This window comes from Pusillimonas sp. ANT_WB101 (assembly GCF_008369125.1).
In the GTDB taxonomy this organism is placed as follows: Bacteria; Pseudomonadota; Gammaproteobacteria; order Burkholderiales; family Burkholderiaceae_B; genus Allopusillimonas.
Genome location: NZ_VOAY01000001.1, coordinates 1,427,955 through 1,445,901 on the forward strand (window position 1 = coordinate 1,427,955; position 17,947 = coordinate 1,445,901).

The following is a 17,947-nucleotide window of genomic DNA, read 5'->3' on the forward strand; positions in this document are numbered from 1 at the left end:
GCAGCAACTATGCGCCCTAACCTGTTGATCTATATAGTTCCCAGTGACGCCCACCGAAGCTAAAAGCTTGTAGAATATCGGTTCAGGGGACGTAGCTCAGCTGGGAGAGCGTCGCGTTCGCAATGCGAAGGTCTTAGCCTAATCGAACTCTTGAAAGCCTTTATTTAAGCGGCTCACAACGATTTAGGCTCAACCCGATCCCCAGCCTGCTCCACCACAGCGCCAAATTACCGTCAAGGTGATTTGCATGGCAACCATCTCAAAGCGTAACGGCAAGTACAGCGTTCGTGTTCGCGTCCTAGGCTTCCCCTGCTTACATCGTACCTTCAATGATCGCCGCGCTGCTCAAGTGTGGGCGGTGCAGGTGGAGGATGAAATCAACCGGGGTGTCTATGACTTCGGCAAAAGAGAACTCCCCACACTGGCGCAAGCCTTGGCCGATTATGCCAAGAAGGTAACCGCTGCAAAACGGGGGGCGGTCAAAGAAGCCTACTTGATCAATGCCTTGGCCCGCCTGCCACTTGCACGTAAGCCATTAGACCAAATACGGCCTGACGAATTAGCCCGCCTGCGGGATCAGTGGGCGCAAAGTTTAAGCCCAGCTACCGTGCAGCGCCGCTTATCCGTGCTATCCCATCTATACAACACAGCGATTAAGGAATGGGGCCATCAAGAACTGGATAACCCCCTACTGCGCATATCAAAGCTCAAGATAACGAACCACCGTAGCCGCACCGTCTGCGCAAGGGAGCTAGACGCTGTGCTTGCTGCTACCGCAAGCGAAACCGTAAAGCATATTGCCCGCCTTGCATGGCATACCGCCGCCCGCTTGAGCGAACTAGCCACCCTGCGCTGGGAATACGTCGATCTGCAGGATGGTACCGCCCACTTCCCCATAACAAAGAACGGCCTTGCACGTACGGTACCGCTTGCGCCGGGGGCTATCAGCATCCTTGAGCGATTGAAACCGAAAACGAAAACGCCCCCTACAGGAGCAATCTTCGACATTCGGCCTGACAGCATCAGTAAGCGATGGACACTTGCCGTAAAGAAGGCGCGTAAAAACTATGAGGCGCACTGCATCGAACAAGGGCTGCAGGCAGATGCCGACTGGCTTACTAATGTGCGGTTTCATGACTTGCGTCATAGCGCTGTGACGCGGCTGGCCGAACACGGACTATCCTCCCTTGAACTGGCGGCTATCAGCGGACACAAAAGTTTATCGATGCTAAGCCGCTACACGCATATTCGCGCTGAAACGCTGGCCGTGAAGCTGGCTTCGTTGGAGGCCCGCGCATGAAAGGGGATATCGATGGGCTTGTGGCCGCGCTCTCTGCATTGATCGCACAGCAGCAGGATATTGCAAATCTGGCTGTACGCCTGCAACAGCATGCATTGGCGCCGGATCAAAACGCAGATCAAAAGGATGGAGTGCGAATACAGAGACCGATGTTTGTATCTACTACAGCTCCACCCTTGTTCGTTCGCATGAAAGACCTGCCAGCAATGGTGGGCATATCGAGGGCTGAGATTTACCGCAAGATAGCGGCGGGCACGTTCCCAAGGCCAGTAACGCTGGGTACTCGTGCAGTGGCGTGGCGCATCGCTGATTTACAGGCGTGGGCCAACACCCTGCAGGTGCAGAATGCGGCGTAACTTTACCAGCGCAGCAGGCGGCTAAAAAACGTCGACGGCTGCGATGTTCTTTAACAAGATGAAGTAGTCTTCTTTGAAGGCTGGCCCAGAGTAATGCTCGGCCAGCCAGCTTTGAAAACATGCTTGCATAAGCGGAATATTTTGCGTTACAATCACATTTATAAGCGCCTGACTAATAACAAATAATTCACAAGGGCTTTTGCATGACTTATCCCGACTCCAATTTAATTTATGGCTATGCCCGCTTGGCACACATGCTAGGCATGACCCCTAACGCGCTGCACCAGCGCAAGCACCGCGGCCGTTTCACACTAAAGCCTGTATTCCATATCGGCAGGACAGCTGTCTTTGACCGGCGGCAGGCAAATGTGTATATGCAGCAGTTCGAGGCTGACGCTAAGAGGAAGTCCAGGATCTAATAGCCGTACACGCCACCACAACGAAGAATAAGAAGGAGCAAATCCTCATGGGCAAAGAAAAGCTCACAACAGCTCGAGTACCGCTTTACATACGCATAAAGGGTTGGTTCAACCGCCGCCAGTGGTTGGATTTACACGTCAGCTATCAATACCCTTTAATTGGGGCGGCGGAGTGCTGCGCATCAGCGCTTCTACTGTTCTAATCAGCATCTTTTAAGGAACAATTCATGACTGCTCATTGATAATTGCTTGACAGGCCCTTACTTGTGGCCGCTTTAGTAGTACTTTTGATACCCGTCACAACACAGTCACGACAACAATAATAAGGAGTGACATATGCAAGACTCAGCACAGCAAGACCAGATCATCTATTACCAGCAGTGTCGTGAGCGAGCCTCACAACGGCTTGAAGATATGATTGAAGAGTTAACCATGAAGCATGGCTATGAGTCTTACTGCACTCAGCTGCGCGGACCCTTAATTGACCTCATTACCGCGCACCTACTGACGCTAAATGCAACAATTCGTTTGGGTGGGCCTGAAACCATCGCGTATGGCATACAAGAAAGCGACGCTGCATTGATCAAGAAGATAGGACGGTTGATACTGGACGACGGTCAACAGCTATTTGAGCCTGCCGAAATGGCGCTCGCACGGTGCAAACTGCCCAAGCGTGCGCAACGCGAAATTCATAATGAATGGGTTCTATCACGAGGCATGTTCCACGCCAAACCGCGTTTGCATTGCCTCACGACAAAGCTGGCAAAGCGGGGACGGAAAATAAGTCACGCTGCGCTTGACCGCTTTGTCGACCAGCCAGAACGATTCTGGTAAGAATTCGTAAAACGGTCTATGTCGCTATGCCCTGCCTTATATGGCTTAAGCCTTCAACAGTGCAGGGATGAGGAACAGGCTGGTATTACGTGAGTGAAGCATCGTCGCGATGGCTTCACAGAAACCCCGAGCCGGGGCGGGTCAACCCCCGGCACACCTTATAAAAAATACTAAAAAGGGTGATCGATGCAATACAAACACTCTCTGATGATGGGCGATGGCCTGAAAGAAGCCTCTGATTTGTCAGAGGTGCTGGCCGCATACAGGCTGTTAGACGATGCCGTGACTGTGCGCTGCTCTTTGTTCAAGGTTGTGCACCTTGCCGCGCTGGTAGAAAACCTGCGCCGCCTGCATACGGAGGCTGAGCGCCTAAAAGACCAGCTGCAGCGGCGTATTGCAGTGATGACCCCGTAAAGAATAAAGACCCCGGAGCATGGTGCTTCGGAGCCTTTAGAATCGTAAGTTATTTAGCAGCAGTCCTAGCTTCTATTATAACTTGCGAGACACCCTAAGGCTAGCTTTTAGCCTGCTAACCCGCTTGTTATAAGGATGTCCTAATGACAAATCATAACCAGAAGATCGGTATTCAAGCCGACAGCAGTACAGAAGTAACTTCCAGCGCAGGTGATACTGGTACGAACCCAGTGTTTCGCTTCAGCCGGTACACGGCGACAGTGCCTGATTACCTTACTAAGCGGTACAGCTTGGTTGACGGCAAACTGCATAAAGAGAACGGTGGGCAACTGGCTAAAGGCAAAGTTGAGGTTATGGAGGTCACCAGCCTGCAAGAATTTGCAGAGGTGCGAAAAGGCCTATCAACGAACCAGTGCTTAGGGTATGGCGTCCCCATCAATGGAAATGCCGATATCGTCACCAAAAAGACGCTAGAGCGAGAGGCTGAACTAGGCAAACCAAGTGGCGCTATTGGTAGGCTGGCCGAGTATTTCCAATGGGCTGATGGCCCCGGCATTGCGGCTATCGACCATGACGGCCTAGAAGATGGGACGTACTTAAGTCGAGTCGCCTTCATCGAGCTGCTTTACCAGGTTATGCCCGAGTTGAGGCAGGCTGCGATTTTGTGGGCACCGAGTTCTTCATCGTTCATATACAACAGCGAGACAGCCGAGGAGTTGCAAGGATTGCGAGGGCAACGGGCCTACATCGCAGTTGATGATGCATCGCAGATCCCGCGAGTTGTAGAGCTGATCAGCGAGCGATTATGGCTGGCTGGGTATGGCTGGCACAAAATCTCCATCAACGGACGGCGACTGGAAAACACCGCCGTGGACTTAGCGATGACTCAACCAGAGCGACTAGACTTCGCCGCTGGTGCAGAAGTAAAAGCACCGTTGAGACAAGACAAAAGCTCGTACGAGATATTCGGTGCCGGTTTATTGAATACCGCGACCGTGCCCGACTTAACCCCGGACGAAGCTGCGAAGATCGAAGCTGCAAAAGCAATTAGCTATGCCGCAAAGTATGAAGAAGCGATGGTAAAAAAGGCGGCTTATGAAGATGCCGAGTCTGACGCCATTGTGGAAAGGACGGGGGTGTCTAAATCTGAAGCGAGGCGTATAGTGCAGCGGGCTACTGAACGCGGCGAACTATCAGGCGATTTTTTATTGACCTTGGCCGATGGCGAACAGATAACGGTGGCCGAGATTTTGCGGGATACCAAAAAATGGCATGGCACATACTTATGTGATCCGCTAGAGCCGGAGGAAGGCGATAAGGCATGGCTAGGACTGCTTAATGGGCCTGCCATCCTGCACAGTCACAAGCACGGTGGCAAAACCTATGCGTTAGTTGCACAACGTTACAGCATGGAGTTCCGACAGGGTCGCCTTGTGCAGTGTGTTCGGGAGGTCAGGGAAATACTCCGGGATTCAGGCGAATGGTTTGCGCTTGGTTCCGGGGGGCAAGGGTTGGTTGTTGTGCGTAGCTTGGCGGATGGAAAACTCCAAGAGCATGATCGCGACGGCTTTGAACAGTGCCTTGATGAGTTGATACGTTTTCGCAACTACAACGATAAGGCGAAGGATTTTGTAGATGCCCCCGTTAGCGCTCGCTTAGCAGCGCGAGTGGCTGGAAAGTTACCCAGCTATCTACCTACACTTAAAGCGGTTGTAGATCACCCCTTACTATTGACGAACGGGCGGATACTGCAAAAAGATGGCTATGACGAAGAAACGGGACTTTTGTTTTTGCTTGACGGCCTTTGGCCCAACATACCGGAGCAACCAACTGACGATGACGCTCTGAAAGCACTCAGGATTTTATGGGAGGCTTTTGACGAGTTCAGGTTTAAGGCGGCGGGCGACCGTGGGGCGCATCTCGCTGCTTTACTTTCGGTCGCTGTTCGTCCAGGTTTGCCCACCTGCCCGATGTTTTTATATGCTGCACACGCAATTGGTAGCGGCAAGAGTCTACTAGCTCAATGTGTTGGCGCGTTAACGGGCGGGGTAACTCCCGCTTTGGAGCTGGACCGGGCGCAACGTGAAAGGCAGCAGCAGATAAGAACGATGCTAAAAGACAATCGTAATTTCCTTTGATTTGACAATGTTCAGGCGGATAACCGAATTGGTGGACAAACTCTCGAACTGACCCTCACAAGCGAGTTTATCGACGGTAGGCTGTTGGGGGGTAATGTGGCCTTAGGCTACTTGCCTAATAAGGCGTTATTTGTGGCGACCGGAAATAACCCATCACTCACTACCGATATGGGGCGACGAACAATATGGATTTGGCTAGAGCCCCCGTCTGCTAGGGGGCGCGAGTATGTAGTAAATCCGCTGGATCACGTACGGGAAAACCGCAAAGCCATGATTGCTGCCGCCATCACTTTGATGCGGTGGGCGTTGAACCTACCTGCAAAAGCACGCCTGCTAGATTCCTTTGAACATTGGAGCCGGTTGGTTGCGTTTGCCGTTGAACAGGTGGGGCTGTTGGAAGCGAAATCGAGATCGCTATCCGAGCCTCGCTTCATAAACCCCATTGCCGACACAAACGCCTACATGGAGCATGGGGAAACCACAGCTGACTTAAAAGCGTTATTAACTACGTGGGGGATGGAGACGACCGGCGAGGGGTTAACGGCGCGTGACCTGTTTTTAAAGTATCAATCTGCGGAAGCGGGCGGGAGTGACCCGCTGGGTGTAGCGCTCGTTGAGTACTTGCCGGAGCCACCGCGTTCCGCGAAGCAATTAGGTTACGCCCTTCGAGGTGTATTAGGGTGTCCGGTCGATGGCTTTAGGCTGGTGACGGAGCGCGATAGCAAGACAAACGCCAGTGTTTGGCGCGTAGTATGCGACTAGCGCTTTTTCCGGAGATGTCGTAGAAGAAACCGGAGATGCTTGGCGCTATCTCCGGCGCGTAAACGCCCTATCCATGCGGGTTACGGAGATGCCGGAGATAACGGACATAAAACGGTGTTTGTGGTGGTGACGGAATGAACAGGTGTTTGGGCGGTCTGTCGCCCCTTGGTTATATATTATTTATTTAAAATTCTATATGTATCTCCGGCATCTCCGTAACCCGCATGGATAAAGGCCGGAGATGGTTTTTAGCATGTCCGGTGATCTCCGGGCTATCTCCGGCACCTGTACCCCGATTATGAGCAAAACCAAAAAATTGTGCCGATCACGGCCCACTCCTTGAGCAATGAGACATGTTTCAACCAAAAAAACAAAAACTGCACCGCCTACCTGCCGACCCTGAGCAAGCCGCAGCCTTCACGCTGGCAGACTTGTCCGCACCCGACGGCAGCTATCCACCTGATCGCGTACATACGGATTACGAAATGCGGATGGCGCAGGCAGGTATCGTTTTCGATGAGAACGGCTTTAATGAACAGGGCTTTCTGCTTCGCCGCCTGACCTCTCGAAGCTTGATTCTAGAGACGGCATGGCATCAGACAATGCGCCAACTGGCCGACACACACCTGACCCCACAACAAACAGGTACGCTTATACGGGCTGCAAGCCGCTTGCAGGAAGATATGGACAAGACCCTCGCCCTCATCCTGAAGGTACGCACTGCACAAGGTGAAGGGGCCTACCCTTTCCTGACAGGCTCCGAACAGGCAGTGGCGGATGACCCCCGCGCCGAAGCCCTCACGCTTAAAGACGGCATCCTCACTATCCCTCAGGTGGTGCAGGCTGAGCTGTTAGGCGAGGCTATAGCCGATGCAGAGGCCTGCACACTACCGACATTAAACGAAACCAAAACCGAAAACGCACACTGAGCTTGCGGCTTGCTGACGCGCCCCCCGCCGCCAGGCTTGACCAATCGGGAGCGTGTACAGGCTGGTCGATGCCCTGCGCGAGGCGATCCTTAAACACGATGTGCTGCACGCGGATGAGACGCCTGTCACGATGCTGCGCCCCGACACGGGAAAGCAAACACATCGTGCCTATCTGTGGGCGTATGCCCCCGGCGTGTTTGAAGATATGAAGGCCGTTGTCTACGATCTCACACCCGGCCGTGCTGGGGAGCACGCTCGCGCGTTCCTGGGCGAATGGCGCGGCAATCTGGTGGTGGACGATTACGCGGGCTACAAACACGGGTTTAGCCAGGGCATCATAGAAATTGGTTGTATGGCCCACGCGAGACGAAAACTCTTCGATCTGCATGTGGCCAACCAAAGCCAGCTTGCCAAGCAAGCCCTGGACTATATCGGCGAGCTCTACGAGATCGAGCGTGAAACCAAAGCGATGGATGCCACTGAACGATGGCGGATCCGCCAGGAAAAGGCCAAACCGATTGCAGATAAACTGCATGCGTGGATGCTGGCGCAACGACTACGGGGTGCCTGATGGCTCGGGAACGGCCAAAGCATTGGACTACAGCCTAAAACGCTGGGTGGCGCTCACGCGTTACCTGGATGATGGGCAGATCCCGGTCGATAATAATTTTATTGAACAACAATGCACAAGCCAGACTTAAAGAAACCCGCTAACGCCAAAGTCAAATGATCAGTCATGCCAATCATAGGCCGCAAGTGCTTACCATCCGCAAGACATTTCCGGCGTCTGACTCAAAAATTCAGTAATTAACACGCACTGTTACCACGTCTCTGTAGCTATCAGCAGCGAAATTAGTTGAGGGAACACGACCATAAGCTCTATAAGACTGATTCAGGCCAGTTCCAGTGCCGGCCAAAGTATTCACGCCAATTTGGCTGCCCCATTGCTTCCCCGTGCTGATTACATCGCGGTAAAGTTGATAGGGGACCTTGTCGGTGTTGCCAGATATCCCCCCTAAAGATGACATTAGTCCGGCACCAGTGGAACTATTATTGGATGGGTGTAGAGCAATATTGTAGGGCGTGCCGGGAGTGCAGTTAACGAAAATGTCGCTCTGCGCATCAACGTTTGTGGCGAGCACTGGGTGCTGAACCACTCCGAAATTCATATCTGATGCGTCCACATTGCAGGACTTGCTAATAACTGCTGTAACCTGAAATGGGAAATTCCCATCGTTATCTACGCCGCAACTAGAAGGCACCGACAATGTTGCCGATTCCAGACTGATCTTCGTGTTGTTGCCGCTGAAATTGTTTTGAAAGTTTCCAGGTGCAATCGGCGCTTGACCCTGAATGATTCGGCCCTGCATCATAATGACACCACTACGTGTTACGCCCGGGCCAACACCAGTCAACACGATCTCCACAGGAGCTGGTACCACCCCATTGTTTTTTGAACCCCAAATGGTATTGCCATCTGGCTGGAATAATTGGAACTGGAGTACATTACTCGAACTGCCGATCATCCGGCGTGGATTATAATTTCCTGCACCCTGACTTCCGTCACCGATGCTGAAACAGACTCGAGCATTTCGGGTTAAAGCGACTCCCGTATTTTTGCACTGATAACTCAAGGTCGCGGTAGAGGTTAGTCCAACGTTGTTTGCCAAGTCGACATCGCTAAACGTCATTGAAGACATCGTCGCGTTACATGAGAAATTAATTGCGCAGGCTAAGCCTGGCATCGAAGCCATCCCAATGGCAATAAGCATCTTCGCAAGTGCGTTGGAGGCTTGGGCGAGATATGAGACAGTCATGGCATTACCTCTAAAGGCGTACACGTGTAGGGACCTAGCGATGCTACACTTCGCCCTTGCCCAGTATAAGAAAAATCAACTTTGCATCTACCGACGGAATGCGCCTCCGATGTTTCTGCATCGTTCTCTGGCTGAATGTCTATCTGCAGCGTATTCTCATTCCGAAGATTCTCAAGATAGACCAAGCCATCGAAACCCACCATAGACACTTCACCGGTTTTTAGCGCACGCACTGGTGAGCCAACTGGCAAAGGTGTACCGTCAGGTCCGTGCACGGTTATGGACGCGGCCCTTACCTGCTTTATCTCAAAACGTACCATCGTACCTGCACCAAAAGTTGGTGTAGAGTTGGCCGTCACTTTATCTATATGAAAATCTGCCGGCAAAGACAGTGCGTCGATGCCAATTTTGTTCCGCTGATAGGCATGGATAGGCGTAACCAGTAAATATCCCATGTCGTTGGTAAGACCAACAGGGCGATTGCCTACCAACACAGGCACATCAGCGACACCCGAGGTTGAGACAACTGCAAAACCGTCGTCAACCCGCCTGCTGGCGAAAGTCTGTCCGCCCATAAATACGACTGCACCAGTAGCGCCTCCGTATACCTGACGCAAATCGCCAACGCTCAGTGCTCCTGCTGTCGCTCGTCCGTATCGACCCATATACTCTGCCTGGCCTTGACCGCCGCTCTGCTGGTCAGCATTTCGAGCGTTCACTCGCCAGCCCCAGCCACCTTCAGAGGGTGTCGTTTTGTTGGCGTCGAGTGTGAGTGCATTAGTATCGCCATCGCGTTGAGCGCCAGCGCTCATGGAGATGTCACCGTCTAGCGAAATGGTCAAGCCCAGATAGACGCTACGATCTCGACGACGATCAAGGTTCTGATTCACGTTCAGGCTGAGTGAGGCTCGTTGGCCCAAAGACTTAAACCAGAAGAGGTTGCCGTAACGGAGCGCCTCCTCCCCTTGATACTGAAGCTTCAAATAACTCAGGCCCGTATTTCCGAGCACAGGATGCGAGAATCCCATGTGAGCTCGCATCTGGCTACGAATATTTTTAGCGTCATATAAAGAAGGCACATCGCGATAATTGTCATTCGAGCCCAAGGCATTAATGCCTGCATTCAAGCTTGACCCAGACCAATCGTACCCTGCACTCCACTGCGTGCCTTGACGGTGCTCGTAGCGACTGCTCGTCAGAGAACCAGAAAACACGCCCAACTGTCCTGGGGCCCATACACCGCCTAGACCAGCATTGACTAAACCTCGTGTGCTCTCAAAATGGGTTTCTGCCGTGAACGTTTGACTCAAGCCGTGACGTAGCGTGCCACTGACTGCAGGATCCGATCCATAGCTAAAGGACTTTAAACCATACTGCTTTCTAACCGCACCAAGCTCCACACTCCAATCCGTCAGTCCTTGTTTCAAGAGCCTCTGAGTATCGTAAAGTGAAAAATCAAGCGTCTGCATTCTACCCAGCGCATCAGTCATAACGATTTGTGCGTTACCTGCTCCCGATATGCCAGGCATAGCATTAAGCTGAAAAGGACCTGCCGGCACCTGACCGCTGTATTGTTTTAACCCGTTTACGAAAAGCTCAATATCCGAGGGCACAGTCGCGGAGCCAAATAACTCAGGTAGCGGCGTAGTGATCCGATAGGGCTGCAGGTTAAAGTTGCGCCCAAATTGTATGCCCCCGATTCGCGTAGATCTGGTCCAGTTCAAAGAACGGGTATAAGTGTCTCCGGCGGTGAATGTAAGCATACTCTTTTGAAGAGACGTGCTAACCGACGTATCCAGTCTTACCGTGTTTACGCCCGAATACTGAGGCACTCCGTGCAAACTTTGAACTAGCGATGTCGAACTTGCTACGGTGTTGCCGGCAAACGCCCTAATCTCAGAAAATAGACTCAAGCTACTAACATGGTCGCTTTGCCGCATGCCGTACAAATCGTAATTCAACAGCGCGCCAGGCGACGCGCTGGCTGGCGTGTACTCGGCATCCTGCAATCCGGCCGTCGTCAGAGGCAAAGCTAAGTTTTCCATGCTCCCTTCAACAAAGAGACGCTGGTACTCCTCATCGTAACGAGCAGTGATACCATCGAGCCCATTAATTCGTACAGGCACATCACCTTCTTGCATTGACCGAATGCCGATATCTTTAAGCACTTTGGGTAGAACCCATAGCTCGCTTTCACGAAAAGTAAATGGGTAGATGCCACGCGGCGTCTGATTTACATATACGTCTATATAAAGGTCGATACTGGACGGGATCTTAGGCGATCCCGCCAAAGCCACCGACGTAACGGAAGGTATATGGCGCTTTATGACTTCGGGTGGGGGAGGTAGTGATGCCGACTTAACAGGAAGGGAAAAAGCAGATAAGAGGGCCGCTAAGGTCAGACCAACATGCTCACTGGGCCGTGTTTTCCGAAAGTTGAATGCCTCGCGTAATAACGCCATTGAGCAGTGTCTCTATTTTATTTTGGGCTACCGCTGATGGCATTGCAAAAGGTATGCGCCAGCGCATGGTTGAGCCCGGCAACACATATCCGAGTAATCCGCGTTGCACTTCAAGGGTTTTGCCGGTCGTGGTGACTAGCTTTACGTCGGCGAGCTGGGCATGTATTGTTCCCGTGTTACTCACTACTAACATCTGAGTGCCAGCTAGGTTCTGAACGCGCCAGCGAAGCGTCGGCTTTATTGGCGGGGCACTGACTGCAGACACAAAAACCGGAACTGAATACTGCATAACGAACTTGAGGCTTTTGGAACGGCTCGCTACAGGCAGTTCATCAATAATAAGACGATATGACTTTTCCTGATTCTCTGGAGACATATCCATTGCTGCTGCGCCCGAAGCTCGTGAGTCTACATCGCTCTGTGTCAAGTTTAAACGACCAGCGCGCATCACTCTAACCATGCGGCGCTGGCCAGGCTCCAGCTTTATAAAGGGCGGGCTTATTAGTAGGTCCGTCGTTTCTTTGTACTGATCCTGATCATCTTGTTGTGACCACTCGAATGAACGGATCTGGGCGTGAATGGCGTCGTTTCCTGTATTGCTAAGCCACAAACTCACTGCAGCTTGCTTCGGAAGCATCGTTACGGAAACCGGAGCAACCTGCAGCGTGGCGGCATTAGCAAACTGCCCCCCTGAAAACAGCAAGAGAAACGTTACCGTAAGACTTCCTCCCCAAAGCTTCAGAAAGTGCGACAAGCTGATCGCGCTCAATAAGCAACCGAGATAGTAACTAAGTCAGAATAGGTATCAGGCTCGTTAATATATTCTGTCGCGAGCACCGTGGCATAAACAGTGTGAGTTTGTGCAGAGCCGTCACCTGTAGCGGCAACGGTATTCGTACCAACAGAATTTCCCCACGGGGTACTTGCGACAGCCTGATACAGATTGTAATTTACCAGGTCCGGACTAGATGTTCCGGCCATTTCACCAGCACCCGTTGTGTCGAGATTTGAGGGCGTCATAGCAATCGTATACGGTGTCAACTTAGTGCACGTTACTGTAAACGCGCTATTTCCTGTCACATCGGCGTTGCCCTGATATTGTGTCCCTAATGCGATATCGGGCCCGGCGACGACGGTGCAACTTTTTGCTAATGTAATATTAACGTTGAAGGTTGCCGTAGCCGGGTTCACAGCTTGAGACCATGCGGCGGTGGAGGCCGTCAGAGTAATTACAGTTGCAGCGCAAATGGCATTAATTTTTAAGTTTTTCATATGGTTCATTATTGTTGAGACGCTACAAAATGAGCAACTCTGCATAAGGCAATTGGAGTTGGACAATCGACATTGTCTGGGATTTGAAACAATAAAGATAGGCCAACTCTGTGATTCGTGAGGGTGTATTCGTTTAAATCAATGATCGCTATCATAGAAAATCAGATTAACCGATGTCGTTTTATCAAATTTAGTTCGTGACTTAAATTAAAATACACTTTTACTTCATTAACTTAGATGAAAAAAGGCAATTTCTCCTGTAATTCGACGCCGTAAAATTTGTTTTATAATTTTGTTTCATAATGACACATTTAATTACTATGGGTTTTCTCCAATATGTTGTTAACACTACATAATGTTACTTGCACGTTCTAGTTAAATTGTAAAAAAAGGGGCACGAAATGTCGGATCAACAACGGAGAGGGAAATACACGGTGGAATTTAACTGTATTACTCCAGACCTCACCTGACAAACACTGTTCGATCTGTCATGCAGAAAACGACCTCGAGCGGGCTCCCAGCATCTGAGAATGCGGTCGCTGGCTCTGGATCCTGATAGACCCTCAGAGCAGCCCATTCAACTTACCCAGCTGGGTGCCTCTGCGGAAAGAAGTCAATCAAAGAAACACTGTTCGAGTTGATTTCAACTCGAACAGTGTTCTCATTGCGCGATTTTGAACCACAAGAGATGCTTTCGCGGTATCTACATCTTATTTCAAAGCGCATTCGCTGCGTCATATGCGGTTTTGGTTGCGTGTGAAATATCGGCCACGTCGCGGCAGTCGCCGACCATGACGACCTTTATGCCTTGGTTAATCAGCCCCTCAGTCTGGAATGCGACAGGGCGAGCGCCGGTGGCGATTACGACACTGTCGCAGGGTATTTTTACAACTCTGCCGTCCTTATCCGTGCAGATCAATTGACCAATGGCAACTTCCAGCACCTTGTGTCCCGTGTATTGCTCTACGCCGAATCTTTTGTAATTTTCGAGCATCGTTGGTAAAACAGTGGTACTCATGCCGCTTGCAATCTGTCCCTGCATTTCCACAATTGATACCTTGTAACCCTCCGCACCAAGAAGTTCCGCCGTCTCGCAACCGACCACGCCACCGCCGACAACTGCCACGCGTCCGGACACGTCCTGCGCTCCTGCAAGCACCTTCCACGCATCACGTACGTTCGGGCCGTCGACGCCGGGGATAGGGGGTGTGAAGCTCGACGCGCCAACCGCCAGGATCACGACGTCGGGCGCCAATGCGAGCACGCCTTCCTGGGTGGCTGTTTCGCCCAGGCGCAGCACCACGCCCGCGAAGCGGACCGCGTGCACAAGATCTTCTGTGGCGCGGCGTATTTCTATCTTTCGCGGCGGCACGTCGGCGATGTTCAACTGCCCGCCCAGCCGGGCTTCTTTTTCGAACAGCGTGACGCTGTGCCCCTTTTTCGCAGCGACTCTCGCAGCCTCAAGCCCTGCAGGGCCGCCTCCGATGATCACTACGTTTTTCGCTGTCTTCGCGGGTGTGACGATGCGGGTCTCCTCAAAGCCGTTCTCGGGATTGACCACGCAGGCGATGAACCCGCGGTTTAGGACAGCGTCGACGCAGCCCTCGTTGCACGAAATGCACCGGACGATGTCCAAGGCCTTTCCTGCAGCGGCCTTGTTCGCCCAGTAGGGGTCGGCCAATAGCGCACGGCCAATCCCGATCATGTCGGCCTTGTTGGATTGCAGCACACCCTCTCCCATTTCGGGGTCGATGATGCGCCCAGACGTACTGACGGGGATAGAGACGGCCTCTTTCACCGCGCCGGTGATATCCGCAAAGAAGCAGTAGGGCTGAACACCCATCGGCGGGATCGTGTCTGCCATGTTGCCAGTATGGTTTGCCTGCCCCACATGCAACATGTCGACGCCAGCTTCCTCAAGCCATTTCGCGAATTGCGGCGCGTCGACCTCATCAACGCCGCCTTTGCCGCGCTCTGGCGTGACGACGGACAATTTGTAGTCGAGGATCATGGTCGGCACGGCCCTTTTAAGCGCACGCACCAGCAGCAATGCAAAACGCGTGCGGTTCTGGAGAGAGCCGCCGTATCTATCTGCCCGCTGGTTCATCTGCGTGCTGCACAGTGCACCTACAAGCCTGTCGCCATGGACCTGAACAACGTCCACACCCGCTTTCTGCGCGCGCACCGCACAGGCGCACATCTTGTCGATGATTTGCATCAGGGTGGCTTCGGACACGTCATTCACGAAATTATGCATGTCGTGGTGCAGTTGAGTGCGCACGTTATCCATTTCGCCATTGTCAAACAGCGCGTTGAGGGCATCAACGTCATACTCGGGATAAAAAATCTGCACGCCGAGCTTTGCGCCATATGCATGCACGTTATCCGCGAGTAAGCGGAAGCTTTTGATCTGGCTGTCGTTAAAAAGTTTGGGTGTGGGAGCAAAACTGCGTATAGGTGCTACATCGCCCAGAACAATATAGCCCGTGCCGCCCTCGGCAAGACGCGTGTAAAACGCTCTGCTCTGTGCACTGATGCTGCCGTCCTTCGCTTCATATCCTGTGGTGAGCGGGGGAAACATTACGCGATTCTTAAAAGTGATACCACCGATGCTGATCGGCTCCAGTAGCTTCATTACGAATTACCTTCTTTGGTTAATCTGAAGAGGATGTGAGCACGATTGCGGGGAACCGTCCCTTTCAATGTGCCGAGAGCTGCCCTCTGGCAACATCCATCTTAATCAGTAGCCAAACTTACCTTAGCAAAGCTAAGGTGCATCGCTACTTCCAATGCCGGTGGTTTGTTTCGCTACTCGGCGGTCGCACCTTGTAGCCTGCTGGGCTGCCCCCACCAGCCGCTTTCGAGCGCAGACGCCAATGACTGCTTCTGGCCTATTGTGTTGAAAAACTCCCCGAAACGCACGCATTTTAGATATCTTAACGTTTAGTCGATAAACGGGAGGGCACCGCGATGATGGGTCAACAAACGGGCGTGCAGGATAGGCTCTTTTATTCCTTCAACCTTGATGATCACGTGCCCTCGACGCACATGTTGCGTGGCATTGATCGCTTTTTTTGACCTGGGTGATTTGCGCAAGCATCTTGCCCCTTTTTATAGCCACACTGGTCGGCCATCGATTGATCCGGAATTGATGGTGCGTATGCTGGATGTGGGTTACTGCTTTGGCATTCGCTCTGAGCGTCGGCTGTGTGAAGAAGTTCATCTGAACCTGGCTTATCGTTGGTTCTGTCGCCTGGGGCCTGAAGATGCGGTGCCTGACCACTCAACCTTTTCCAAGAATCGACACGGTCGCTTTCGCGCTAGTGAGGCGTTACGTCATGTGTTCGAACCCGTCCTGCGCCGGTGCATGACCGAAGGCCTTGTGGCGGGTGAAGGATTCGCCATTGATGCAAGTGTCATCAAGGCTGACGCCAATCGAGCACGTGGTATCCCCGGCACTGAAGCCATTGACTGGCGCCAAGGTGAGCAACAAAGCCGCGCGGTGCGCGAATACCTCGAAGCGTTGGAGGGAAGCAATCCAACCGATGAGGACATCCTCACATCGACAAAACCGACAACACCTGCGAAGAACATTTCATTGACCGATCCCGCCGCGCGCTGGACCGCAGCACCAGGCGGTCCAGCTTTCTACGCCTACTCGACCAACTACCTGATTGATCTACAGGCGGGCTTTATCGTGGATGTGGAAGCGACCCCCGCCTATCGAACCCAAGAGGTGGAGTCGACCAAGATCATGGTGGATCGGGTCGCACAACGGTTCGGACTCAAGCCTCGCCGTTTGGTGGGTGATACAGCCTATGGAACGGGCCCTATGCTCGGATGGATGGTTCAGGAAAAAGGCATTGAGCCGCACGTTCCCGTTTGGGACAAAACCGAGCGCAAGGATGGTACTTTCTCAAGCAGTGACTTTGCTTGGAATGAACAGGAAAACGAGTACCGTTGCCCAGAAGGACATGCATTACGCAGTGACAGGCGTGCATTCAAAAATCCACGCACACGCATCACCAAAGCGGACGCGATTATCTACTGAGCCAGCCAATCTGATTGCACTACCTGCCCGCAGAAAGGCCAATGCTGTCCAAACACGCCAACGCGTAAAATCGCTCGCAGCGTCCATGAAGCCGAGCGGAATGTGGCTCGGGCCATCGCCGCAACGCCTGAGTACCAGCAATCACGCTGCGACAGAAAGAAGGTTGAGATGCTATTTGCTCACCTTAAGCGCATCTTGAAGCTGGATCGTTTGCGACTACGAGGGCTCTCGGGGGCACAAGATGAGTTGTTGCTGGCGGCGACTGCGCAGAATTTACGACGAATGGCAAAGTGGTTGGTAACAAGCGATCAAAAGACACAAGAAATGCCCGCTTGAGGGTAAGGAAAGGACAGATTCCTGATGCAATCGCGTCGCGCTGGAAAACCAATCAGCCTAAAGCAACTTGAGCAGACCTATTTCTCAGCGTTCAAACCGAGTTTTTCAACACAATAGGTCGCTTGCTGCCTGACAGGCCGAACAGTGTTTATCAGATCAAGCCTAGGTAAATACACTTAATCTGTCTGGTGATGCCTCGTCTAGCCTTGGACAAGTCTGTTTTTATCATGCACTTAATAGAACTCTAACGATGGTCACCGCCCCTGTCAAACAATATAGAGTCTTGGAATATGCTTGGGAAGACATAGAGCCAGAACCGTAGCCATGACTTGTGCCCGAGTTTCTCCGAGATGGTGGGTGGGTTGCAGTCGCCGTTTTCGGTTTCAATTTGCTAGATGTTGAAAGTTTGAAAACTTGAAAATTTTGTGCAAGGCGGTAGGTAGTGGGAAGCCCACTCGGAGACGATAAAAACTACCCCCTTCACTCTGCTTTGCCGGTCTCTACCTACTTGCAGGGACGCGCCCGTCGGTAGGCGGTACCAGTGCAACGGAGCAGTAAGCTCGGCACAGCCTACACCTTGCACAACGCTGTACCCAACTTGCGCTACACAACCTGATAACCGAAAACCAAACCCTCCACCTGCTACTGGCAGCTCTAACCCCCTGTAACCAGCGCTGCAGGCTAGCCCTTCGAACACGAACCAGTGTCACCACTCTCAGGTTTTGCGACAATGCCGCCACACATAACAGAAATATTCCTTTGATAAGCGGCAAGGCTCAGAAGGCTCGCAGCCCACATCAACGCACACCGTAGGGCTACCCCACCACTTGAACAACGTCACTTTAATAGGGGGCGAT

At 52.3% G+C, this 17,947-nt stretch carries 12 protein-coding genes and 2 pseudogenes; 9 read left to right on the forward strand and 5 right to left on the reverse strand.

Annotation, left to right across the window (positions count from 1 at the left end):
• Positions 1-247 precede the first annotated feature (247 nt).
• The 8 genes and pseudogenes from FQ179_RS06450 to FQ179_RS06485 form a co-directional block, all read left to right on the forward strand.
• A complete protein-coding gene (locus tag FQ179_RS06450) occupies positions 248-1,300 on the forward strand; it encodes a site-specific integrase (RefSeq protein WP_149396396.1) in 1,053 nt (350 codons plus the stop codon).
• On the forward strand, positions 1,297-1,656 hold the full coding sequence (locus FQ179_RS22635) for an AlpA family transcriptional regulator (RefSeq protein WP_255474855.1): 360 nt from the start codon (positions 1,297-1,299) through the stop codon (positions 1,654-1,656). The genes FQ179_RS06450 and FQ179_RS22635 overlap by 4 nt, the downstream gene beginning before the upstream one ends.
• Positions 1,657-2,411: 755 nt before the next feature.
• Positions 2,412-2,909 (forward strand): hypothetical protein, encoded by a 498-nt coding sequence (locus FQ179_RS06460; RefSeq protein WP_149396397.1) that lies wholly within the window; start codon positions 2,412-2,414, stop codon positions 2,907-2,909.
• Between the two features lie 186 nt (positions 2,910-3,095).
• The gene (locus FQ179_RS06465) at positions 3,096-3,323 is read left to right on the forward strand and encodes a hypothetical protein (RefSeq protein ID WP_149396398.1); all 228 of its coding nucleotides are present in this window, start codon (positions 3,096-3,098) and stop codon (positions 3,321-3,323) included.
• 143 nt (positions 3,324-3,466) lie between these two features.
• Positions 3,467-5,461 (forward strand): hypothetical protein, encoded by a 1,995-nt coding sequence (locus FQ179_RS06470; protein ID WP_149396399.1) that lies wholly within the window; start codon positions 3,467-3,469, stop codon positions 5,459-5,461.
• Between the two features lie 270 nt (positions 5,462-5,731).
• Positions 5,732-6,223 carry a hypothetical protein gene (locus tag FQ179_RS06475; protein ID WP_149396400.1) on the forward strand — a complete coding sequence of 164 codons (492 nt, stop codon included), beginning with the start codon at positions 5,732-5,734 and terminating at the stop codon, positions 6,221-6,223.
• Between the two features lie 353 nt (positions 6,224-6,576).
• Complete coding sequence (locus FQ179_RS06480) at positions 6,577-7,152, forward strand: hypothetical protein (protein ID WP_149396401.1); 576 nt, start codon at positions 6,577-6,579, stop codon at positions 7,150-7,152.
• 61 nt (positions 7,153-7,213) lie between these two features.
• Positions 7,214-7,835 (forward strand): annotated as a pseudogene (locus tag FQ179_RS06485) (IS66 family transposase); the annotation flags it as partial.
• 117 nt (positions 7,836-7,952) lie between these two features.
• Here FQ179_RS06485 and FQ179_RS06490 read toward each other — a convergent pair.
• The 5 genes from FQ179_RS06490 to bilR all read right to left on the reverse strand — a co-directional run bounded on the left by FQ179_RS06490 (position 7,953) and on the right by bilR (position 15,338).
• Positions 7,953-8,969, reverse strand: a complete 1,017-nt coding sequence (locus FQ179_RS06490; protein WP_149396402.1) for a spore coat U domain-containing protein — start codon at positions 8,967-8,969, stop codon at positions 7,953-7,955.
• Entirely contained in the window at positions 8,966-11,431 is a 2,466-nt protein-coding gene (locus FQ179_RS06495; RefSeq protein ID WP_149396403.1) for a fimbria/pilus outer membrane usher protein, read from the reverse strand. The genes FQ179_RS06490 and FQ179_RS06495 overlap by 4 nt, the downstream gene beginning before the upstream one ends.
• Positions 11,382-12,134 carry a molecular chaperone gene (locus FQ179_RS06500; protein ID WP_149396404.1) on the reverse strand — a complete coding sequence of 251 codons (753 nt, stop codon included), beginning with the start codon at positions 12,132-12,134 and terminating at the stop codon, positions 11,382-11,384. The genes FQ179_RS06495 and FQ179_RS06500 overlap by 50 nt, the downstream gene beginning before the upstream one ends.
• Before the next feature lie 62 nt (positions 12,135-12,196).
• Complete coding sequence (locus tag FQ179_RS06505; RefSeq protein WP_188074520.1) at positions 12,197-12,703, reverse strand: spore coat U domain-containing protein; 507 nt, start codon at positions 12,701-12,703, stop codon at positions 12,197-12,199.
• A gap of 715 nt (positions 12,704-13,418) precedes the next feature.
• Positions 13,419-15,338: a bilirubin reductase, long form gene (bilR, locus tag FQ179_RS06510; RefSeq protein ID WP_149396406.1), complete on the reverse strand. Its 1,920-nt coding sequence runs from the start codon at positions 15,336-15,338 to the stop codon at positions 13,419-13,421.
• A 335-nt stretch (positions 15,339-15,673) separates the two neighbouring features.
• Here bilR and FQ179_RS06515 point away from each other — a divergent pair.
• Positions 15,674-17,090, forward strand: a pseudogene (locus tag FQ179_RS06515) (IS1182 family transposase).
• The last annotated feature ends 857 nt before the right edge of the window (positions 17,091-17,947 follow it).